Genomic DNA, 21931 nt, shown 5'->3' with positions numbered 1-21931 from the left:
CCCCTCAGCCCTGGTTGGTGTTGCGTGCCATGAGCAGCACGACATCGTCGAGCGATGCGCCGCCGAGAATCGCCGCGACCGGCAGATCGCGATCCAGCTCCGCCTTCACGCGCTTACGGAAGTCCAAGGCCTGCAAGGAATCGAGGCCGAGCGCGACCAATGGCATGGTGGCGTCGATGGATTCGGCGCTGTCGCCGCCGATCACTTTGAGCAGCTCGGTGCGCATGCGCAGGTCGAGTGCGACGCCGTGCGGTGCGGCGTCGGCCGACACCGGCGTGGTCGATTGCGCGGCGGGCAGGTCGGCACCACGGCTGCCCGATGGCGTCGCAGTCACTGCGGACGCACTCGCGGCTGCCGTGCTCGAATTACCCACCGGCGTTGCGGATTCGAGCCCGGTGAGCACGCCGGCCTGGCCGAACGCCCCCAGCACCTCACGCAGGAAGTCCCAGTCGGCGGCGATGATCATGCCGTCGCGAACCGGCGCGGCGAGCCCGGCCTCGATCGCGTCGGCGGGCACCATCGGGAACACACCGGCCTCTTCGACCCGGGCGAACCCGGCATCGTCGAGCGGACCGGCCACACTCCACAGACCCCACTGCAGGCTCGCGGCGGCGATGCCACGGGCGCGTAGCCGGCGGGCCGCCACGTCGAGCATGCGGTTGGTCACCGCGTACAGGATCTGCCCGCGTCCGCCCAGCGTCGCCGCCATCGACGAGCACAGCAGGACCCGGCAGTCCACCGTCAGCCCGACCGCGTCGATCAGGTTGTCCAGGCCGCGCAGCTTCGCGGCGGCGGCGGTGCGCACGGCGTCCTCGGTGATCTGCTCGAGTTCGGCGTCCACGTAGTTGACCGCGGCGTGAATCACCAGATCCACGGGGCGATCGGCGATCTCGGCCCCGAAGGACGCCGCGGCGTCGATGTCGCTGATATCGCAGGACCGCACCACGATCTCGGTGGCGCCGATACCACGCAGCCGAGCCAGTTCCGGTGCCAGCGCGTCGGTTTCGCCACTGCGGCTCAGCAGCGTGACCCGGCCCGCGCCCGTGCGCGCCAGCTGATCGGCGAACCGCAGACCCAGCTGACCGGTACCACCGACGATCACCACATGATCGAGCTCTGTTGCGAGCGAACCGGTTTCGCTGGTCGGGTCGACCACCAGCCGCTTCACGAACAGCTTGCCCGCCCGAAGGGCCAGCTCGGCCTCGCCGCTGGAGTGCACCGCGCCGACGATCTTGGCGGCCTGTGCGGGAGCGGATTCGTTCGCGGCGAGATCGAGATGCCGGAAGTGGATGCCCGGGTGTTCGATTCCGGCACTGCGGAATCCGGCGCTGACGCCCGACTGGAACAGTCCGGGAATCGGGTCAGCGTCGTGCACGGCCTCGCCGCCTACGGTCAGCAGCCAGCACTCGCCACCGGGACGCAGCGCGGAGAGAGCTGGGGCCCAAGCACGTTCGGCGTAGAAGTCGACCAGGGCTTCGATCGCGTGGGAGCTGTCGTCGTCGGCAATCGAGGGAAGCAGCACGATCACCGCATCGGTCGCGACTGCGCCGCTATGAGGCGACACGACGCCCGCCGAAGCAGTAGCACCCGCGATTCGCTGGTCAGGCTCGGAGCTGTCGTCGCCGCCCGGCGCGCCGAGGTCCGGCGCAGCGAGATCTTGTCGCGCCCCCGACTGACCCAGCTCACCCGGGCCTGCGAGACGCGCGTCGGCGCCGTGCCGGTCGGCAGCGGCGACAAGCGCCGCGGCCATCTCGGAACATTGGCCGGTGTGGTCCACGATCAGCAGGCTGCGTGGCGCGGTCAAGGACCGGCGCTGCAGCGGGATCCACTGTTCCACCAGCCGTTGCGGTTTCGGGGTGGTGACCGCGAGTTCGGCAGGGGTTTCGTTGGCGCCGAGCGGGGCCCACAGGCGCTTGGGGTTGGTGACCGTGTGCGGGAAGTCGCGCAGCGGGAGAGTAACGGTGTCGTCGACTCGCAGTGCGTCCCAACGGTAGTCGACGTCGAGGACGGCGACCTGGGCGAGATTGCGGGTGAACTCCGACAGGCCGTCCGCGGTGCGCAGCGAGGTGCCGAGGACGCGGAAATCCCGCGCGGGCAGGCCGGGACGGTTCGGGACCAGGCCGAGGTTCTCCTGGATAGCCAGTTGCAGCACCGGGTGTTCGGCGACCTCGATCAGCAGGTCGACGCCGTCGGAACCCGCATTGATGACCGCGCGGTCGAAACGCACGCGGTTGCGCAGATTCCAGTACCAGTAGTCCTCGTGGGTGAGGTCGGACGCGATCGCCTCGCCGAGTGTCGCTCCATAACAAGCGATCTCGGATTCGGCGAAGTGGGTGCTGCTCATCTCGTTGCCGAGCAGGCCGACGAAATCCTCGCGCAGCTCGGCGACGATCGAGGTGTGCGCGGGATAGGCGACCCGGATCTCCCTGGCGAACTGACCACGCGCGGTAGCCGCGGCCACCAGGTCGACGACTGTGTCGCGGTCGCCGGAAATGGCCAGGATGTGCGGCGAATTGATGACAGCGAGCTCGGCCCAGCCGGAATGGCGGGCCAGCAGCGCTTCCACGCCGTCGCGATCCATGCCGAGCACCGCCATCGAGTAGCCACGCGGCGAAATGCGCTCGACCAGGCGGGCGCGATGGGTCACCGCGAGGACCGCGTCACGCAGGGTCATCACGCCCGACACCGCACCGGCGGCGAGCTCACCCTGGCTGTGGCCGATGGTCGCGTGCGGGTCGACGCCTGCGGCACGCCACAGCGCGGCGAGGCCGGTCATATGAAACATCAAGGCGGGCTGGACTTCCCAGACCGTGTCCTCGAACTGGCCCTCGTGGCCGAGCAGGTAGTGCAGCGGCTGCGAGTGCCCGAAACGCTCGGCGTGCAGGGCCGCGCATTCGTCGACGACGGCGCGGTAGGCCTGCGACTGCGCATAGAACAGCGCGCCCATGCCGGGGCGCTGACTGCCCTGGCCAGGGAAGACGAAGCCGATCCGGCGCGCGCTCGCGGGTACGTCGCCGTGCACGACGAGTGCGTGCTCGGCGCCGGTCGCGATCGCGTCGAGCGCGGACAACAGCTCAGCACCCGCCCCTGCGGCTTCGTCCACGACGGTCACCGACGCGACGGTGCCCGGCGAGGATCCCGCGCCGGCCGCAGCCGGTCCGGCCCCGGTACCCGAAGCGACACCGTCCATGTCAGCTGTGGCGACCGGTCCCCGCGCTCGACTCGAAGGTGCCAGGATCAGCGCGCGCCGACGACGGGGCACACGGGTGCGCAACAGCATGTCCGCCAACAGTTCCGGGGTCACACCGGGGTGCGTGGCAACGTAATCGCGCAGCGCGGCCGCCTCGGCGCGCAGACCGTCGACACTGTCGGAGGACAGCAGGACGGGAACGCTGCCGTCCGGCAAGCGGTACTCAGCCATGGTTGGTCTCCTCCAGCACCGGCAGGCCGACGATGGCGTGCGCATTGGTTCCCGCGACACCGAACGAGGACACCGCGGCGTAGCGCAGGCCGTCCGCGCGTGGCGCCCAGTCGGTGAGTTCGGCCGCCAGCCGCAAACTGGTTGCGTCCCAGTCGATATCGGTGGTGGGCGCGTCGGCCCACAGGCTCGGCGCGATGGTGCCGTGCGCACCGCACAGCAGCACCTTGATCAGCCCGAGCATCCCCGAAGCCGCCTGAGCGTGCCCGGTGTTGGACTTCACCGAACCGAGCAGCGGGGCGTCGGTGCGGTCAGGATTGCCGTATGTCGCTGCCAGCGCGGTCAATTCGAGCGGATCACCGACGGCGGTGCCGGTGCCGTGACCTTCGATCAGGCCGATGTCGCCGGCGCTGATCCCGGCCGCGGCGACAGTGTCCTCGATCAGCCGCTGCTGAGCGCTCGCGCTGGGTACCGCGATCGGCGCACCCGCGCCATTGTGGTTGACCCGCGAACCGAGCAGCTGCCCATAGATCCGGTGGCCAAGCGCCTTCGCCCGCGATTGCCGTTCCAGCACAATGACTCCCGCGCCTTCGGCCCACAGGGTCCCGGTCGGGTCGGCGGCGTAGGAACGGCAGTGACCGTCGGTGGCTAGGGCATTGTTCTTGGAGAACTCGTAGAACGCGCCCGGCGAACCCATCACGCACACCCCGCCCGCGAGCGCCCAGTCGCACTCGCCAGCGCGGATCGCCGAGGCCGCCTGATGCACGGCGGTGAGCGACGACGCGCACGCGGTATCCACGCTGATCGAGGGACCGACCAGACCGAGCCCGTGCGAGATCCGCCCGGCCACCGCACCGAGCGCGGTGCCGGTCGCGCGATAGCCGCTGTACTCGTTCACCGAACCCACCCGCGGCCCGTACTCGACCGTCGAGACACCCATCCACACACCGGCCGGATCACCGTCCAGCGCACCGGGATTGATGCCGGCGTGCTCGAGCGCCCGCCAGGCCACCCGCATGGCCACTCGCTGCTGCGGATCCATGGCCACCGCTTCGCGCGGGGTGATGCCGAAGAACTGCGCGTCGAACTCGGTCGCGCCGTCGAGGAACCCGCCCGCGTCGCGGACCGGCGCCCAGCCCTCCAGCCTGCCGAGGGCGAACAGTTCGTCGAGCGGCCAGTCACGGTCGCGCGGGAAGGGGCCGATCAGCTCACGTCCGGACGCGAGGGCAGACCAGAAATCGGGCAGATTGTCGATGCCGCCGGGGGCTTCCACACCCATCCCGACGATCACGATGGGATCAGAGTTCATCGCGCGAGCGCCTGGCCGACGAGCGCCTCGGCGATGCCGTCGATGTTCTCGTCGAGGTAGAAGTGGCCGCCCGCGAACAGGTTGACCTCGATCTCGGCGGTGGTGCTCTGCTCCCAGCTGTAGAGATCGCGCGGGCCGACGAACGGGTCGTCGTCACCACCGAGGACCAGCACGGGCGTCGCGACAGCCACGTCGGGGCCGCACGAATAGGCGTCGAAGGCGCGGTAGTCGGCCTTCAGTACCGGCAGCGCCATCCGCATCACTTCACGGCTGGCCATCACGTCGGCGCCGGTGCCGTTGAGCGCGGCCATGTGGTCGAGCAATTCGTCATCTTCGGTGGGATGGCCAGGGAGCTCGGCGATTCGGTGCGGTGCGGCGGCCGCGGAGACCACCAGCAAACGCACGGACAACCCCGCCGCTTCGGCCAGACGGAGGAACTCGAACGCGACAATGGAGCCCATGCTGTGGCCGAAGACGGTCAGCGGCGCGCCGGTGTTGTGGGCGCAGTCACGGAAGGCTTCGAAAGCACCGGCGGCCAGCTCGGGCAGGGTCTGCGCGGCGGCTTCCCGCGCACGGTCCTGGCGGCCGGGGTATTGCACGATCACGGTGTCGAAGTCGGCGGCCATACGCTTGGCGAATACCCGGTAGGCCGAGGCGCCGGCACCCGCGTGCGGGAAGACGATCAGCGGCGGTAGGGAATCGGTCCTGGGGGCCTGAAATTGCCTGATCCAGCCGAGTTCTCTTGCCATGTCGCTCTCCCTCACCGGCCGCGCAAAGCTACGCGGCCGTTTCGCACTATCCAACGCCGCACTCACGCACGGGCCCGCCCGGCGCAGTCGTCCGGGACCGGGGCGAATCCTGTTGTACCCGAATCCGACCCCGAATCGGAGACGGCCCGGCTATTACCGGGCGATCGGTCGGGCAACAGTAACACCCAGCCATTAGTATAGGCTAGCCTTACCAATTGAGGTGACCAAGGTAACGATTGAACGGAGCACCGAGCAGATGATCCCCGCCGGGACCCCCACCGCGCTGCCCCGCGAGCAGACCGATCTGCCCGCCGAGGTGGCCGCTACGCCCGCGCCCGTGCTGCCGGTCTTCGCGGCCCCGTTCAGCCTGCGCCTGGCCGATCCCGACGGCACCGACCCCGAGCTGCTCGCCGAATGGATGGCCCGCCCGCACCTGCTCGAATCGTGGGAGCAGGACTGGGACGCCGAGCGCCGCCGGGAGAACTTCCACGTTCAGCTGGCCGGAACCTATTCCCGCCCTTGCATTCTCAGCCTGGACTTCGCCGTGCTCGGCGAGCCCGAACACGGTGTCCGCGATATCGCCTACCTGGAGTTCTATCGCGCCGCCAAGGATGAGGTCGGCCGCTTCTACGACAGCGACCCCGGCGATATCGGCTTCCACATCGCCACCGCCGACACCGCGGTGATCGGCAAGGGCATCATGTCGGCCTGGATCTCCACCATGACCACCGCAGTCTTCGCGGCCGATCCCGATTGCCGTCGTATCCTCGGCGATCCCGACCACCGCAACGTGGCGATCGGGCGCAGTCTGGCCAAGGCCGGGTTCCAGCTGATCGGCGAGATCGATGTCCGCCCCGATCGGCGGATCGCCTTGCATTATGTTCCGCGCACTCCGGACGACATGGTCGCGCCGCGCTGAGACACACAGCCGAGCACAGGAAAAGAGCCCCTTTCCGTCGAGTTCTCGACCGGAGGGGCTCTTTTCGTGCGAGCTCAGCGAGCGATAGCGGTAGCCCGTGCCCGGGCGGGCACCGTCTGTAGCACCCGGTCCGAGAGTTCGCCGAGGCAACTGAGATTCGGGAATCCCGGCCCCTGCGCCATCGCGGCCATATTCGGGAGATAGAGCTTCCCGCCGAGCCCGGTGACGGCCAGGTCGTAGCCGATCGACGATTCGATCCGCGACTGCGTCAACGCTCCGCCGACAGCGAGTTCGAGCAGATCCGCGGTTCGCTGATCGAACATCTCGAGGAACCACAGCGGCTGACCACCGGTGGCATCCACCACCAGATCGAAGTTGTGCACCTGATCGGCCCGCAACTCGTTGCTCAGCGTCAAGGCCACCGATTCACCCTGCGGCACGATCTTGGTGACCCGGCCCTGCAAGTGGTGAACGCGGTTGTCGCCCAGCAGGCTTTCCTGCACGCGCACCGAGAACACCCCGCGGTCGGTGCGCCGGATCACGTCGCGGCGTTCCTGAATACTCAGCGCCGCCCACTTCACGGGATCGCTGAACAGCGAGTTCTCGAAGAAGCTCTCGCCGCGGGTGTAGAGGGTGGCCAGCGGGGAGATCACCGAGATGGTGAGCATCTCGTGGCGAACCAGCTCGTCCAGCGCCGAGCCGCCGGTCTCGCCACCACCGATCACCGCGGCGCGCGAGGCCGCGGGCAGCGTGCGTTTGCCCGCCCGGTCCCAGAATTCGGCGATGCTGAGCACGCGCGGATGATCGAGGAGCGCGCGGCTGCTGCGGCCGGGGCCGGTGATCATCAGGCCGTCGGCGGTCAGCTCACTGCGCGCGCCGTCGGCGTCGACCACGTCGACCTGCCACTGCTCACCATCGCCGTGACTGATTCGCGCCACGCGCCCGAGCACCAACTCGAGGTCGATGGACTTCGCCACCCACTGCAAGTACTTGGCCCACACATGGTGCTGCGGGCTCGGCCTGCCTCGGTCGATCCACTCGGCGTAGGTGCCGTGTTCGATCAGGAACGTGGTCCAGCTGAAAGCGGCCATGGCATGGTCGATGTCGCGGTTGCGCCCGCGCGCCCAGGTGGAGTGGTACGGAAAGCCGATGTCCTTCTCGGGGCTGGTGCCCAGACGGTGCTGTCCGTCGGTCCAGCCGCCGGTGGGCAGCCAGTTGCCGCCGACCGCATGCGCCTCGACCACGACGACGCGCGGAGCGGGCATCCCCAATGAGCGCAGAACGTGCGATTTAGTCGCCACCGCAAGGGCTTTCGGCCCTGCGCCGACTACCAGGAGGGTTTCCACCGGTTCGTTCTCCACTCTCTCACGCACAGCCAGGAAACAGGGTCAGACCCCGGATGCAGTTCATAACTCGCCCGTCTACCCAGCCTACCTTTGCATAGGCTTACCTTATTTAACCACCGAGGCGGACAAACAAGTGTCGTTAGGCTAACCTAACGATATGGGTAAGGGATTGAATGGTCTGATAACCAAGGCCTGGGGCGGCGCCGACTACCGGCTGACGGTGACGTCCAACGAGCAGATCACCGACAAGTTCATCCGCATCGGCTTCACCGCGGGCGGCCTGCTCGCCGACCACCCGGTGCATCCGACCCAGTGGATCCGCCTGTGGATTCCCGACGCGACCAGCGACAAGCTGCATCACCGCGGCTTCACCCTGGTCGACCAGAACCCCGCCGACGACACGATGAGCATCGACTTCGCCCTGCACAACGGCCCGGCGGCCGACTGGGCCCGCCGCGCGAAGCCGGGCGACCTCCTCGATGCCACGGTGCTCGGTTCGGACTTCCAGCTCCCCGAGCAGACACCCAGCGAGTACGTGATCTTCGGCGACACCGCCTCGCTGCCCGCCATCAACTCGCTGCTCGACGCCATCGGCGACACCCCCGCGCGCGTCTGGCTGGAATGGCAGTACGAGTCCGACCAGACCATCCCGGTCAGCAACAAGCCCCACCACACCCTCACCTGGCTCCAGCGCGTCGACGACGGCCGCCTGCTGCGTGAGGCCGCCCAGGAAATCACCTGTGTCCCTGGCACTTACGGATGGGTCACCTGCGACGGGCACACCACCCGCTCGATCGTGAAGACCCTCAAGACCCAGCACGCCCTGCCCAAGACCTCGATCAAGGCGCAGGCCTACTGGAAGTAACGGTCTGCCTGCGCGGCTTCTGAACCGCCGCGGTGCGTGCGCCGGATCCCGGCGAGTACTGTGGCGAGCTCCGTCCGTATCACGGTGGGGAGCCGACATGCAGTTCAAACAGTCGAGCAAGCTGGGCAACGTTTCCTATGAAATCCGCGGCCCGATAGCCGAGCACGCCGCTCGGCTAGAGGTCGAGGGACACCGGGTGGTCAAGCTCAATACCGGTAACCCGATGCAATTCGGGTTCGACGCACCGTCGGAGCTGCTGCGCGACATCATCGCCAACCTGCCGGCGTCGGCGGGCTACGCGACCTCGAAGGGGTTGCTGTCCGCCCGGCGCGCGGTGGTGCAGTACTACGAGGGCCGCGGGGTGGACGACCTCGAGATCGAGAACGTCTTCCTCGGCAACGGGGCCTCCGAGCTCATCATGATGGCGATGACCGCGCTCATCGAGAACGGCGACGAAGTCCTCGTCCCCGCACCGGACTTCCCGTTGTGGACCGCCGCGGTGCATCTCAACGGCGGCAAAGCGGTGCACTACCTGTGCGATGAGGGCGCCGACTGGTATCCCGACATCGCCGATATCGCGGCCAAGATCACCGACCGCACGCGGGCCATCGTGATCATCAACCCGAACAATCCGACCGGCGCGGTGTATCCGGCCGAGGTGCTCGAGCAGATGCTCGAGCTCGCCCGCCAGCACAATCTGATCGTGTGCTCCGACGAGATCTACGACAAGATCCTCTACGACGACGTCACCCACACTGTCACCGCCTCGCTCGCGCCCGATCTGCTGTGTCTGACGTTCAACGGTTTGTCGAAGGCCTACCGCCTGGCCGGCTTCCGGTCCGGCTGGCTCTCCGTGTCCGGGCCGACCCGTCATGCCGAGAGCTACCTCGAAGGCTTGACGATGCTGTCGGGGTTGCGGCTGTGCGCGAATGTGCCTGCGCAGCAAGCCATTCAGGCAGCGCTCGGCGGGCATCAGAGCATCCACGAACTCACCCTGCCCGGTGGGCGGCTACTCGAACAGCGCGATCGCGCCTGGACTGCCCTCAATGCGATTCCGGGTGTGTCGTGCGTGAAGCCCAAGGGCGCGCTGTACGCCTTCCCCAAACTCGACCGTGCGACCTATCGGATCGACAACGACGAGAAGTTCGTGCTGGATCTCTTGCTGGCGACCAAGATTCACGTGGTGCAGGGCACCGGCTTCAACTGGCCCGCACCCGACCACTTCCGCATCGTCACCCTGCCGCAAGCCGATGAACTCGATCAGATCATCGGCCGGATCGGCGAATTCCTCTCCACCTACCAGCAATAACATCAGCGGCTGGCGCCGCACTTCTCGGCCCTGTTCCCCGCCTCTTCCCTCCCTCCGGGTACTCCTTCGTCGCACCCTCCACTCAGTCCAGAGGCGGGCGGGCCGAGAAGCCTTGGCGGTGTCGCAACACCGCCAAGGCGCTCGTCGTCAGGCCGGGGACGGTTCCAGGCGCCAGCCGGTGGCCCGTTCGCGCTCGTTCCAGAAGGCGGCGTAGCGGCCGTTCAGGGCGAGCAGCTCCGCGTGGGTACCGCGTTCGGAGATGCGGCCGGAGTCCAGGAACAGGATCTGGTCGGCGTGGGCGATCGTCGAGAGACGGTGCGCGACCACGAGAACTGTTTTGTCCCTGGTGAGTTCGTGGATGCCACGGACCACGACGGCTTCACTGTGTGGGTCGAGCGCGCTGGTCGCCTCATCGAGCAGCACGATCGGGGCGTCCTTGAGCAGGGCACGTGCGATCGAGACCCGTTGACGCTCACCACCGGACAGCGAGGTACCACCTTCGCCGACGGCGGTGTCGAAACCGTCGGGCAGCCGCTCGACGATCTCGTCGACCCTGGCGGCTGCGGCCGCGCGCCGCAGGTCGTCGTCGTCTGCGTCGGGTTTACCGATGCGGATGTTCTCGGCGACCGAGCGGTTGAACAGGTAGACGTTCTGGAAAACCAGGGCGAGCTGGTCGAGCAGGGTGTCCGACGGCTGTTGACGCACATCGTGTTCGCCGACCGACACCACGCCGGAGTCCACGTCGTAGAAGCGGGCGGCGAGTCGGAGCAGGGTGGTTTTGCCGGAGCCGCTCGGACCGACGATGGCGGTGGTGGTGCCTGCCGGGACGGTGAAGGTCAGGTCGGACAGGACCGGTTCGTCGGGACGGTAACCGAAGTTCACCCCGTCGAAGACCACCGCGGGCGCACCGGGCGTGACCGGCTCGGTGGGACTTGGCAGCGGCGATTCGGCAAGCAGGTCGGTGATGCGGTCGGCGGCCGCGGCGGCCGAGCGCAGGGCGGTGCCCAGCTGGGCGGCCTGGTTCACCGGTTCGATGAAGCGCGCGCTCACCGCGATCAGCGCGATCGCCGCGGCGGCCGAGACCGAACCGTCGGTCACCTGCACGACCGCGATGTAGGCCAGCACCAGGAACACGGCCTGGACGAACAGCGCGAAGACGATCAGGCCGGGCACTGTCGCGACCATCATCTTCAGCACGGCCGAACGTTGCTGCACCAGTGCGGAATCCAGCTTCTTGTTCCCGGTTCCGACGGCACCGAATGCCCGCAGCACCGGCTGCGCCTGCGCGAATTCGACCACCCGCGAATCGGCTTCGGCCGCGGCGGCGTGCAGGCGCGCGTCGGCGCCGGTGTAGGCGCGGTTCGCGAGATTGTTCACCAGGTAGAGCACCGGCGCGGCGAGCAACATCGCCACCCCGATCCGCCAGTCGATGAACAGCATGCCGATCGCGACGACCAGCGGCACGATGATGCCGGTGAGCACCTTGGCGAGCAGGTAGGCGATCAGGCCCTGCATTTCGCGGACCTGCTCGACCATCACCCGCGAGAGCGGGCCCGCGTCACGGTCTTCGAACCAGCCCAGCGGCAACGCGTTCAGCTGATCGCCGAGGCGGGTCTGCAAACCGCGCTGCATGCCGAGACCGATGCGCAGACCGATCACAGCCTGCAGGAAACCGAACACGACCACACCGGCAACGGCGGCGGTCATCGCCAGCGCCCACAGCCAGGCGTCGCTCAGGTTGTCACCGAACAGCGCCTCCAGCACGGGGACCAGCAGCAGATAGGCGATCGCCTGGAAGAACGCCTGGAGCACGATAACGGCGAGCAGGCGCGGGATCAGCGGGGCGAACTCGTCGGGGACGAGGCGGAAAACCTTGCGAATCATCGTGTTTCCTCCACCAGGGCGAGCGTGCCGAGCGCGGCTTCGTTGATCTCCCACAGCTGCTGGTACAGCCCGCCCGCGGCGCGCAACTCGGGGTGGGTGCCCTGTTCGACGATGGCGCCGTTGTCCAGCACCAGGATTCGGTCCACACCGGTGATGGTGTGCAGACGGTGCGCGATCACCAGCACTGTGCGTCCGGCGACCAAGGCCGCCAGCGCGTCCTGGACGGCGGCTTCGGATTCGGGATCGGCGAAGGCAGTGGCCTCGTCGAGGACGAGCACCGGAGTGTCGGCCAGCAGGGCGCGGGCGATCGAAAGACGCTGTGCCTCACCGCCGGACAGGGTGGCGTCGACACCGATCTCGGAGTCGTAGCCGCGAGGCAGCGCCAGGATCCGATCGTGGATCTGGGCTGCCGTGGTCGCGCGCTCGATGGCTTCGTCATCGGCGTCGGGACTGGCCAGCAGGAGGTTCTCGCGGATCGAACCGCGAATCAGGCGGACATCCTGGAAGACGAATCCGACAGTGCGGTACAGCTCTTCGCTGGTGAACTCGCGAATATCGCGGCCGTCGATGGTGATTCGGCCCGCGCCGACGTCGTAGAAGCGGGGCAGCAGTTTCGCCAGTGTCGACTTGCCGGAACCACTAGGGCCGACCAGCGCGGTGATCGTGCCGGGAGTCAGTTCGAGGTCGATGCCGCGCAGCACGTCATGGCCGGTGCGGTAGGCGAATTCGACACCTTCGAAGCGAACGATTCCGGTCTCGGCGGTGGCTTCGGTCGCGACGGTCTCCAATTCCGGTGTCTGCATCAGTTCGTGCAGGCGCAGCGCCGCGGCACCACCAGCGCGCAAGGCCTGCGAACCGTAGCCCAGGCCGAGCAGCGAACTGCCGATACCCAGCCCCACCAGCAGGAACGGCAACATGTCCAGGGGATCCACCCAGCCGAGGCCGACCCCGGCGAGCCCGCCGAGGACCACCACCAGCATGACGAACACCGGCATCACCACGATGTCGGAGGCCGACTGCACGCGGATGATCGGCATCTTCATCCGATGCGCCGCCTGGACCTGGCCGTCGACGGCGTCCTGGAATTCCTTGTGCGCCTTGCCCGCCTGACCGAACGCGCGCACCACCTGGATGCCGTCGACGAACTCGATGGTCGCCTCGACGGTGCGGCGCTCCCAGCGGGTGTAGACCGCGAGACGGTCGCGGCCGTCGCGGTCCATGATCTTGCCGAACAGGACGAAGTAGGCGATCAGCGGAATCAGCAGCACCAGGGTGAGCCGCCAGTCGACGGTGAACAGGTAGCCGAGGGTGACCAGCGGCACCACCAGTGCGCCGACGAACTCGAGCCTGGCATGCGCGACCAGGTAGTGCAGAGCCTCGACATCGTCGCGCAGGTAGTTCTTGACCTCGCCGGAGCTGCGCTCGCCGAACCAGCCGAGCGGTACCCGGGTGAGCTTGCTCGCGAGCAGCCGGCGCAGGGTGAGCTGGTAGCCGGCGTCGACCGCGTGCGACCACGTCAGCGCGAGGGCCTGCAGCAGCGCCCGCGCCACGAGCACGATCACGGCCGCGCCGAACAGCCACCACACGCGGTCGGTGTCGACCGGGGTGTTCAGCAGTTCACGGCAGGCCGCCACGATCAGCAGGAACGGGACCACCGAGCAGACCGACGCCACGGCCACGATCAGGCTCGCCATCGTGAGCATGCCCGATACCGGTGCCAGAATCTCCTTGCGCGCCTGCGCTTCCCGCTGCTTCTGCGCTTTCGCGGCCGCCTTGGGCAGCCGGTTCCCCGACTCCGCCCCCGGCGGCGGCGCTACCTGCACCGTCATATCGTTCTCGCCTCTCGACCTGTCCGCGGCAACTCCGCCAAAGGTAGGTTAGCCTAAGTTGAGCGGTTGTGGCCGACCGGGGAAGGTTGCGTGAACTGCCAGTCAACCCGTCGGCATTTCGCATTTTCGGGCGTAATTTCCTCCCTACCTCTTGATCTCGTGTAGCGGTGGGAGAACGAAAATGTTTGTCACGTCAATCATTTCAGCAATTGCCGACTGCCATTCCGATCCCGGAAAGCTCTCGCCCGAACAAGCGCATCGGGCGATGCAGATACACCTGGAATGCAGCGTCGACCTGTGCCGGGTACGACGGCGTGCGCGCCACGTCCTCGTCGAAGCGAAACTGATGGTGCTCGATCAGCGGGCGGGCTAGCGATTGGTCAGCGGCTTCGACTTCCAGGCCACCCTGGACTACGACGCATCGGGTCTGATCGGCGACTACCCGGGACTCGCCACGCGCGCCGCCTGAACCCCACGGCGAATCACGATCACCGGACAGACCACACTTGCTCCTATGCGACGTAGGCAGCAGCCGCCGCTGCCGAAACGGCACGGCCTAGATCCCGCCCGGCTCCGGCTCCCCGAGGACGGGCAGTGGCCGACCGTGCGCGACCACCTCGTCGAGCGGCTGCCTCGGGTGGATCCGGCCAGAATCGACGCGATGCTGGTGGCGGGCGAGATCGTGGATCTGGCGGGTCCGCTGGCACCGGACGCGCCGTTCGTACCGGGCGGTGCCGTGTGGTTCCACCGCGATCTGCCCACCGAGACCGAGGTGCCCTTCGAGATCGGCATCGTGCACCGCGACGACGACATCCTCGTGATCGACAAGCCGCACTTCCTGGCGACAATCCCGCGTGGCCAGCACATCCTGCAGACCGCGCTGGTGCGGCTGCGCAACGAGCTCGAACTGCCCGACCTGATCCCGGCGCACCGACTGGACCGGGTCACCGCGGGCCTGCTGCTGTTCGTGGTGAATCCGGCGCGACGCGGGGCCTATCAGACGATGTTCCACCGCAAGACCGTGCGCAAGGAGTACGAGGCCATCGCGCCCTACGATCCCGCGCTCGAGCTGCCGCGGATCGTGCGCAGCCGGATCATCAAAGAGAAGCAGGTGCTCGCCGCTTTCGAGGTGGACGGTGAGCCCAATGCCGAGACGGAGGTGGCGTTGGTCGAGCACCGCGACGGGCTCGGGCGCTACCGGCTTCGCCCGCACACCGGGCGAACTCATCAGCTGCGGCTCCATATGAACGGGCTCGGCGTGCCGATTCTCGGCGACGATTTCTATCCGGTGGTCACCGATAAACCGGTCGACGAATACACCCGGCCGTTGCAATTGCTGGCGGCTTCGCTCGAATTCACGGATCCGATCAGCGGAGTGCCACGGCGGTTCGAGACCCGGCGCACACTACAGGCGTGGACCGATATGGCCGGATGGTCCGGATCGGCTGTCGAGTAGCTCACAGCACGGCGAATCCTCCTTGATCTTGGTGGGCGCACTCCGGGCCGCTCAACGCTGGGGTCGGCGCGTTGTCCCGCATTCACCGGACCGTTTTCATTTCGTGATATTTCCGTACACTCGGTCGGGTGCCCGTACCCGCCGTCGCCGATTCCCGGCCGAAGCTGCATGCCTACATCGATATCGCGGTGGTTGTCGTCGTGCTGGCAGGCACCAATCTGATCGCGCATTTCACGACAGCCTGGGCCAATATCGTCATCGTCCCCATCGCGGCATTCGCGCTCTTGGCGCTGATGCGCAAGCGCGGACTCGGCTGGTCCGAACTCGGACTCTCACCCAGGCACTGGAAGCGCGGGACGGTGTACGCGCTCGGCGCGGTCGCGATCGTGCTGACCGCGGTCGCGATCGGCGCTCTCCTACCGCTCACCAGGCCGTTCTTCCTCGCTGATCGATACGCGACGATTTCCGGCGCCCTGATCGCGTCGATGATCGTCATCCCGTTGCAGACGGTGATCCCCGAAGAACTCGCCTTCCGCGGCGTACTACACGGCACCCTCGATCGGGTCCTCGGCGTCCGTGGGCTCTTCGCGGCCGGATCGCTGATGTTCGGCCTCTGGCACATCGCCTCGTCGTTCGGCCTGACCTCCGGGAACAAGGGCCTGGCGGGCATCGTCGGCGGCGGCCTCCTCGGCCAGCTCGCCGGAATCGCCCTCGCCGTCGCCGCGACAGCCGCCGCGGGCGTGGTGTTCACCTGGTTGCGCCGCCGCAGCGGCAGCCTGCTCGCCCCGATCGCCCTGCACTGGTCGCTCAACGGTGCGGGCGCGCTCGCAGCGGCCCTCGTCTGGCACACCGCGCTGCGCTGAACCGCCACGCCGAAAAACGGCTGCTCCGCGACGATTTCCGATTTCTGAATTCCGGCGTGTCGCTGCCGGGAATTCGGCGGAATCGACCCGTTGTCGTTGACCGGGGCACGGTCGGCGTTTACGCTCTCTGGCAATCACACATATGTTCGATAGTCCATATGTTCGAGTGGCGGAAGGCGCGATATGTCCGACGATCGGTTGAGCGAGAATGCCGCGATCGCGCCGAACACCGAGATCACCGCGCTCGCCCAGCAGGTCGCGACGGCTCGCGACAAGCTCCCCCTGCAACACGACACCGCCCTCTACGACGCGCTCTCCGACGACGAGATCCGCGCGGAACGCGAGCTGGCCGAATGGATTCGGGCCCAGCGCCGTCAACAGCGGCGTCGCGCCATCGTCGACGAACTCGCCGCCGATCAGCGCGACCGGCGCACCGGCACACTCATCCGCCGCACCGACGAAGCCGACGCGCGCTGGCATCGCAAGGCATTGGCCGCCCGACGGCGGGTCTCCAGCGCCGATGCCCGGCTCGCGCAGCTGTATCGGCGAGCGGAGTGGTCCTCGCGCGCGCTGATCGGCGTCGTCATCCTCGGGATGGTGTGGGCGGGGGTCAACGTGCAGCACAACCTCGTGCCGAGCGGTGACATGAGCGACCCGCTCTACTGGCTCAGCTTCGGCATCGAGGCGATGATCTCGATCCCGATCATTGTCATCATGATCGCCGCAACCACCGCCGCCCGCTGGGGCCGCGAACTCGAACGCGGCAAGGTACTCGTGTTCGAACTCGCCCTGCTCGGCACCACCGTCGCCCTCAACGCGGGTCCCCACTTGGCCTCCGGATCCTTCGGTCGCGCAGCCGAATTCGCCATCGCGCCGGTGATGGTGGGGGTGGTGATCTGGCTGCACGCCTGGGTGTCGGCGCGGTACGCGTTGTTGATCGAGAGCGCCTCGGTGGAATTGCCAGGCGACACCAGCTACTCCCCCGCTGAGCGGATCATGTCGCCGGCTCTGAGGTCGACGCCGGAAGGTGCGCTGCACGGTGCCGAGCCCGTTGCCGGTGTCGAGACCGCTGCCGGTGTGCAGGCCGTTGCCGGTGTCGAGACCGCTGCCGGTGTGCAGGCCGTTGCCGGTGTCGAGACCGCTGCCCGTGGGGAGGCCGTCGCTCCGCCCGCGGAAACGGCCGCGGTGGATCACGAGACCGTCGAAACACCGGCCCGACCGGCCGCTTCAGAGGCCGCGCCGGACCTGGATCCGCTGGTCGCCGAGGCCGAGCGAATCGCCGCGGCGGCGGCCGAGCGCAGCTACCCGCACGGACTTCGCCGGCCCTCCACCGACAAGCCGAACGCCCCCGGCACTCTCGAACTCATCCACAAGGCGGCCGCCGACCATCGCCGCAACGGCACCGAGCACGCCACCCGAACCAACGGTGCCGCCTCGACCTTGCGGCGAATACCTGTCACCACCGCCACGCAGTCCCCCGCGGGCGAAGCGACCGGCACCGACCCCGTTCCCGAGGCGACGATGCACGCCGGCACCGTCGCCCGTGACCCTGATGGCGACACGGCACCGAGCACCGATCCGGTAGCGGTGCACAATGATCCACAGCCACCCGCCGCGGAGCCGGAGCAGCTGACCCTCACCGCCGAGCTCGCCGAGCAAGTGGTCCCCCACGCCGAGCCCGAGTCCCCTCAGCCCGAGTCCGCCGCGGACACCGAGCCCCCGGCCACGACCCCGCCTGCCGCTCAGCCGGTCCCGGTCGCCGTCCAGCTGGTCCCGGTCGCGCCGACCACACCCGCCGCCGAACCCCCGGCCCCGGGTCCCCCCGTCGACTACCCCGCGGCGAAAACCGCCGACCCGGTTGACGCCGAACTCGACACCGACGAACCCGACGAAGACCTCCCTGCCCCCGACGATGTCGATTTCGACGAGGACACCGAAGTCAGAGCGCTGGCCCGAAAGATCGCCCACCGCAGCCCCTTACGCCTGACCCTCGACCAGATCGAGGAGATCCTCGAACTCACCGACCAGTCCTGGTCGGCCCGCAGCATCGGCAGCGAAGTCGGCGTCCCCAGCAGCACTGTCACCAACATCGTCGAATTCGCCCACAAGATCCGCCAGCCCTACGCCTTCACCGGCTGACACAGCACCGGGCGACCACGCCGATCACCGGCCACAGCGCGCTGACAACCATGCCCCGACATGATGCCGACCCGAGCGGTCCAGCACGCGAACTCGTTTATGCCCCAGTAGCTTTAGAGTTTCACGCACCGAGAATTCGGCGCCGCCGTTGCGGAAGCCGCCTGCCGATATGCGTCCACTCGGAGGGGGAACTGATGACAGACAGCAGCACAGACGAGAGGAAAGCCGCACTCGATGCCGAGCTCATAGCGGCCGGTCAGAGCAGGATCGCCGACAAGTTCACTCGGCAATGGGCGCGCCGTGCGGCCGTGGACCCAACTCAGCTCGCCGCGAACCCGTCCGCCGAGATCTCACCGCGTAGGCGCAGCGACAGGCGCCTGACGATCGCCCGGCGCGAGGAAGTTCCGCGGCTGTTCAAAGGCTGGCTTCTTGCCGCCGTGTTCTTCTCGCTCTGGGCCCTGCCGGTCGCGATCGATCTCTTCGGTGTGGCGCACCCGCTGCTGGTAGCTGTCCTCCTCGGCGCGAGCCTGTGGGGTATCCGCCACATCATGACGCCGCGCGTGTTGAGGCCGTTCAGCTCCACCGAACGGAAGCAGCTCCGATCGGGAGCTTTCAGCTGGCCGACGACACCCGCCCACCTGCACAAGCGATTCATCAATCACCTTGCCTTGCGCGAACAATGGACCGCCGCGGCCGCCCGAAACACCTGCGTCGGCCCTGCCGCCTATGGCGGCACCGCGACCTACGCGTGGCGAGAAGCTCAGCTTGTCGGTCTCGCGGAGGTTGTCGCCGCACAGATCCGCGCGGACCACACATGGCACAGCACCGTAGGCGATGTCCACCGCGCGCGTATCGACCTCAACGGCACCTTGGACGACATCAACGCCAGGGCCTACCGAATCTGGCTCGTCCATGCGAACACGATTCGACCACTTACCGTTAGCCCAGCAGGCCGTGCGGTCACCGCGCATCAAGCCGATCTTCGACGAACCGCCGACGCAGCATGGGACGCCCTGACCGATCGAGTCCTGATCCTCGCCGGGTACCGCGACCAGCTCGCCGCGATCGGACAAACCATCACAGCGATATCGCTGATCCAGAGTGATCTCGATCTACTGTCCACCGTCCGTGCTCGGAGCACCGACGAGCTCGCCCGCCAACTTCACATCGACGCGGCCATGAGCGAACTCGAGAACAGCGATCTAGCGGGCCGAAACCTCGAACTCGGCAACCTCCGCGCGGTCCTCGAAACCCAGCTCACAGACCTGCGCGCGCAACTCCTCGACGCCAACTTTCCATTGCCGTTGGACACTGGTGTCGCATAGCTCGCCGAGCGACCTTGCCGGGAGGACCGCCCAGGGTGCGCGACGACGAAGGCCCGCTTCCCCATCAGGGAAACGGGCCTTCGTACTACAACGATCTCGATGGATCGAGGAGCGACCTTACTTGGCCTTCTCCAGGACCTCGACCAGACGCCAGCGCTTGGTAGCCGACAGCGGACGGGTCTCCATCAGCTGAACGTGGTCGCCAACGTGGGCGATCTCGTTCTCGTCATGCGCCTTCACCTTGGAGGTGGTGCGAATGATCTTGCCGTAGAGCTTGTGCCGGTGACGGTCTTCCAGCTCGACGACGATCGTCTTGTTCATCTTGTCGGAGACAACGTAGCCGCTGCGTACCTTGCGGCTGTTGCGCTCTTCGGTGTTCTCGCTCATGCCGCATCTCCCTTGCCAGCGGGCGCCGTGGCCAGGCCGAGCTCGCGCTCACGCATGACCGTGTAAATGCGCGCGATCTCGTGGCGGACGACGCGCAGTCGACGGTTGTTGTCGAGCTGACCCGTCGCCATCTGGAAGCGCAGGTTGAACAGCTCTTCCTTCGACTCGCGCAGGCGTGCCACGAGCTCTTCTTCGTTGAGCTCACGGAGCTCTGCGGCCGGTGTTTCGGTAGCCATCAGAACTGCTCCTCCCTGGTCACGATCCTGCATTTCATCGGGAGCTTGTGCATCGCGCGGCGCAGGGCCTCACGAGCGGTCTCCTCGTTGGGGTAAGACATCTCGAACATGACCCGACCGGGCTTCACGTTCGCGACCCACCACTCCGGCGAACCCTTACCGGAACCCATGCGGGTTTCGGCCGGCTTCTTCGTGAGCGGACGGTCGGGGTAGATGTTGATCCAGATCTTGCCGCCACGCTTGATGTGGCGGGTCATTGCGATACGCGCCGACTCGATCTGACGGTTGGTGACGTAGGCGGGCTCGAGAGCCTGGATGCCGTACTCACCGAAGGCCACCGCGGTGCCGCCCTTGGCCATGCCGGAGCGACCGGGGTGGTGCTGCTTGCGGTGCTTGACCCTACGGGGCATCAGCATGCGTCAGCCCTCCTTGTTCTCTGCCGGAGCCTCCGCCACTGCAGTGGCGGCGCGACCGACCTCGGTGCTGGTCGCCGTGGTGCCAGTGGCGCCGGACCGACGAGGGCGGCTCGGACGCTCGCGACGCGGGCGTTCCGGAGCAGCGGCGGCGGCGGTCAGTTCACGACGACCACCGACGATGTCACCCTTGTAGATCCAGACCTTCACACCGATGCGACCGAAGGTGGTCTTGGCCTCGTAGAGGCCGTAGTCGATGTCCGCACGCAGCGTGTGCAGCGGAACACGACCTTCACGGTAGAACTCCGAGCGCGACATTTCGGCGCCACCGAGGCGGCCCGAGCACTGCACACGGATGCCCTTGACGTTCGGCGAACGCATGGCCGACTGAATGGCCTTACGCATCGCACGACGGAACGCCACACGGTTGGACAGCTGCTCGGCAACACCCTGAGCAACCAGCTGCGCATCCGACTCGGGGTTCTTGACCTCGAGGATGTTCAGCTGAACCTGCTTCTTGGTGAGCTTCTCCAGCTCGGCGCGGATGCGGTCGGCTTCCGCGCCACGACGACCGATCACGATGCCGGGACGCGCGGTGTGGATATCCACACGGACGCGATCACGGGTGCGCTCGATCTCGACCTTCGAGATACCGGCCCGCTCCATGCCAGTGGCGAGGAGCTTGCGGATCTGAACGTCTTCCTTCACGTATTCCGCGTACTGCTTGTCCGCGTACCAACGCGACTTCCAGTCGGTGGTGATACCGAGGCGGAAGCCATGGGGGTTAATTTTCTGTCCCATTTACTTTGCCCCTCCCTTCCGGCGGCTACGAGTGGCAGCGCCGGTGGTGGGCACGCTCTCGACCTCGATGGTGATGTGGCTGGTGCGCTTGCGAATCCGGAACGCACGGCCCTGGGCCCGCGGCTGGAAACGCTTCATGGTGGCGCCCTCGTCGACAAAAGCAGTCGAGATGACCAGGGTGGCCGGGTTGAGGCCGAGGTTGTTCTCGGCGTTCGCCGCGGCCGAAGCCACGACCTTGGCCACGGGCTCGCTGGCAGCCTGCGGTGCGAACCGCAGGATCGCCAGCGCGTCCTCGACGCTCTTGCCGCGGACCAGGTCCACGACTCGACGGGCCTTCATCGGGGTGACCCGAACGTGCTTGGCGGTGGCGCGTGCAGTCGGGTTCTGAATGGTTTCAGTCATCGCCGCTTGCTCTTCCGGTCGTCCTTGACGTGGCTCTTGAACGTCCTGGTCGGCGCGAACTCACCGAGCTTATGGCCGACCATGTTGTCCGAGATGAACACCGGAACGTGCTTGCGACCGTCGTGGACGGCGAAAGTGTGTCCGATGAAATCGGGGATGATGGTCGAGCGACGCGACCAAGTCTTGATGACCTGCTTCGTGCCCTTTTCGTTCTGCACGTCCACCTTCGCGAGGAGGTGGTCGTCGACGAACGGGCCCTTCTTGAGGCTGCGTGGCATTTC

20 protein-coding genes are annotated in these 21931 nt (G+C 67.3%); 8 read left to right on the top strand and 12 right to left on the bottom strand.

Annotation, left to right across the window (positions count from 1 at the left end):
* Window positions 1–4: 4 nt before the first annotated feature.
* The 3 genes from nbtC to ACTWPB_RS03950 are packed head-to-tail and all read right to left on the bottom strand — an operon-like array spanning window position 5 to window position 5476.
* Window positions 5–3421, bottom strand: coding sequence for a nocobactin polyketide synthase NbtC (gene nbtC / locus ACTWPB_RS03960; RefSeq protein WP_446224360.1), 3417 nt, complete (start codon window positions 3419–3421; stop codon window positions 5–7).
* Complete coding sequence (locus ACTWPB_RS03955; protein ID WP_446224359.1) at window positions 3414–4727, bottom strand: beta-ketoacyl [acyl carrier protein] synthase domain-containing protein; 1314 nt, start codon at window positions 4725–4727, stop codon at window positions 3414–3416. The genes nbtC and ACTWPB_RS03955 overlap by 8 nt, the downstream gene beginning before the upstream one ends.
* Window positions 4724–5476: a thioesterase II family protein gene (locus ACTWPB_RS03950; protein WP_446224358.1), complete on the bottom strand. Its 753-nt coding sequence runs from the start codon at window positions 5474–5476 to the stop codon at window positions 4724–4726. Before ACTWPB_RS03950 ends, ACTWPB_RS03955 begins: the two co-directional genes overlap by 4 nt.
* A gap of 256 nt (window positions 5477–5732) precedes the next feature.
* Here ACTWPB_RS03950 and ACTWPB_RS03945 point away from each other — a divergent pair, with 256 nt between their 5' ends.
* Window positions 5733–6395: a GNAT family N-acetyltransferase gene (locus ACTWPB_RS03945; RefSeq protein WP_446224357.1), complete on the top strand. Its 663-nt coding sequence runs from the start codon at window positions 5733–5735 to the stop codon at window positions 6393–6395.
* Between the two features lie 74 nt (window positions 6396–6469).
* On the opposite strand, the gene ACTWPB_RS03940 is transcribed toward ACTWPB_RS03945, so the two are convergent.
* Window positions 6470–7741: a SidA/IucD/PvdA family monooxygenase gene (locus ACTWPB_RS03940; RefSeq protein WP_446224356.1), complete on the bottom strand. Its 1272-nt coding sequence runs from the start codon at window positions 7739–7741 to the stop codon at window positions 6470–6472.
* A 157-nt stretch (window positions 7742–7898) separates the two neighbouring features.
* Here ACTWPB_RS03940 and ACTWPB_RS03935 point away from each other — a divergent pair, with 157 nt between their 5' ends.
* A complete protein-coding gene (locus ACTWPB_RS03935; RefSeq protein WP_446224355.1) occupies window positions 7899–8606 on the top strand; it encodes a siderophore-interacting protein in 708 nt (235 codons plus the stop codon).
* Window positions 8607–8703: 97 nt separating this feature from the next.
* Window positions 8704–9915: a pyridoxal phosphate-dependent aminotransferase gene (locus ACTWPB_RS03930; protein ID WP_446224354.1), complete on the top strand. Its 1212-nt coding sequence runs from the start codon at window positions 8704–8706 to the stop codon at window positions 9913–9915.
* A gap of 147 nt (window positions 9916–10062) precedes the next feature.
* Here ACTWPB_RS03930 and ACTWPB_RS03925 read toward each other — a convergent pair whose 3' ends face one another.
* Window positions 10063–11799 (bottom strand): ABC transporter ATP-binding protein, encoded by a 1737-nt coding sequence (locus tag ACTWPB_RS03925; RefSeq protein ID WP_446224353.1) that lies wholly within the window; start codon window positions 11797–11799, stop codon window positions 10063–10065.
* A complete protein-coding gene (locus ACTWPB_RS03920) occupies window positions 11796–13628 on the bottom strand; it encodes an ABC transporter ATP-binding protein (protein WP_446224352.1) in 1833 nt (610 codons plus the stop codon). The genes ACTWPB_RS03925 and ACTWPB_RS03920 overlap by 4 nt, the downstream gene beginning before the upstream one ends.
* 181 nt (window positions 13629–13809) lie before the next feature.
* Between ACTWPB_RS03920 and ACTWPB_RS03915 the strand changes: the two genes are divergently transcribed.
* From ACTWPB_RS03915 to ACTWPB_RS03895, 5 genes are all read left to right on the top strand, one after another.
* A complete protein-coding gene (locus ACTWPB_RS03915) occupies window positions 13810–14001 on the top strand; it encodes a hypothetical protein (RefSeq protein WP_266296828.1) in 192 nt (63 codons plus the stop codon).
* A gap of 141 nt (window positions 14002–14142) precedes the next feature.
* Window positions 14143–15084 carry an RluA family pseudouridine synthase gene (locus tag ACTWPB_RS03910; protein ID WP_446224351.1) on the top strand — a complete coding sequence of 314 codons (942 nt, stop codon included), beginning with the start codon at window positions 14143–14145 and terminating at the stop codon, window positions 15082–15084.
* A 128-nt stretch (window positions 15085–15212) separates the two neighbouring features.
* Window positions 15213–15947 (top strand): CPBP family glutamic-type intramembrane protease, encoded by a 735-nt coding sequence (locus ACTWPB_RS03905; RefSeq protein WP_446224350.1) that lies wholly within the window; start codon window positions 15213–15215, stop codon window positions 15945–15947.
* Window positions 15948–16130: 183 nt separating this feature from the next.
* Window positions 16131–18086 (top strand): hypothetical protein, encoded by a 1956-nt coding sequence (locus ACTWPB_RS03900; protein WP_446224349.1) that lies wholly within the window; start codon window positions 16131–16133, stop codon window positions 18084–18086.
* A gap of 194 nt (window positions 18087–18280) precedes the next feature.
* Window positions 18281–19411, top strand: coding sequence for a hypothetical protein (locus ACTWPB_RS03895; protein ID WP_446224348.1), 1131 nt, complete (start codon window positions 18281–18283; stop codon window positions 19409–19411).
* A 117-nt stretch (window positions 19412–19528) separates the two neighbouring features.
* Here ACTWPB_RS03895 and rpsQ read toward each other — a convergent pair whose 3' ends face one another.
* From rpsQ to rpsS, 6 genes are read right to left on the bottom strand one after another with little or no spacing between them, the layout of a single operon-like run.
* Window positions 19529–19798 carry a 30S ribosomal protein S17 gene (gene rpsQ, locus ACTWPB_RS03890; protein WP_056818470.1) on the bottom strand — a complete coding sequence of 90 codons (270 nt, stop codon included), beginning with the start codon at window positions 19796–19798 and terminating at the stop codon, window positions 19529–19531.
* The gene (rpmC, locus tag ACTWPB_RS03885; RefSeq protein ID WP_056818473.1) at window positions 19795–20034 is read right to left on the bottom strand and encodes a 50S ribosomal protein L29; all 240 of its coding nucleotides are present in this window, start codon (window positions 20032–20034) and stop codon (window positions 19795–19797) included. Before rpmC ends, rpsQ begins: the two co-directional genes overlap by 4 nt.
* On the bottom strand, window positions 20034–20450 hold the full coding sequence (gene rplP / locus ACTWPB_RS03880) for a 50S ribosomal protein L16 (protein WP_056818475.1): 417 nt from the start codon (window positions 20448–20450) through the stop codon (window positions 20034–20036). The genes rpmC and rplP overlap by 1 nt, the downstream gene beginning before the upstream one ends.
* A gap of 3 nt (window positions 20451–20453) precedes the next feature.
* A complete protein-coding gene (gene rpsC, locus ACTWPB_RS03875) occupies window positions 20454–21248 on the bottom strand; it encodes a 30S ribosomal protein S3 (RefSeq protein ID WP_266296840.1) in 795 nt (264 codons plus the stop codon).
* A complete protein-coding gene (gene rplV, locus ACTWPB_RS03870; RefSeq protein ID WP_067448312.1) occupies window positions 21249–21650 on the bottom strand; it encodes a 50S ribosomal protein L22 in 402 nt (133 codons plus the stop codon). It lies immediately after the preceding gene.
* Entirely contained in the window at window positions 21647–21928 is a 282-nt protein-coding gene (gene rpsS / locus ACTWPB_RS03865; protein WP_056818481.1) for a 30S ribosomal protein S19, read from the bottom strand. The genes rplV and rpsS overlap by 4 nt, the downstream gene beginning before the upstream one ends.
* Between the last annotated feature and the right edge of the window lie 3 nt (window positions 21929–21931).

The organism is Nocardia sp. IBHARD005 (assembly GCF_052814245.1).
Note: the sequence above shows the minus strand (reverse complement) of the source record. Positions and strands in the feature narration are given on the sequence as shown.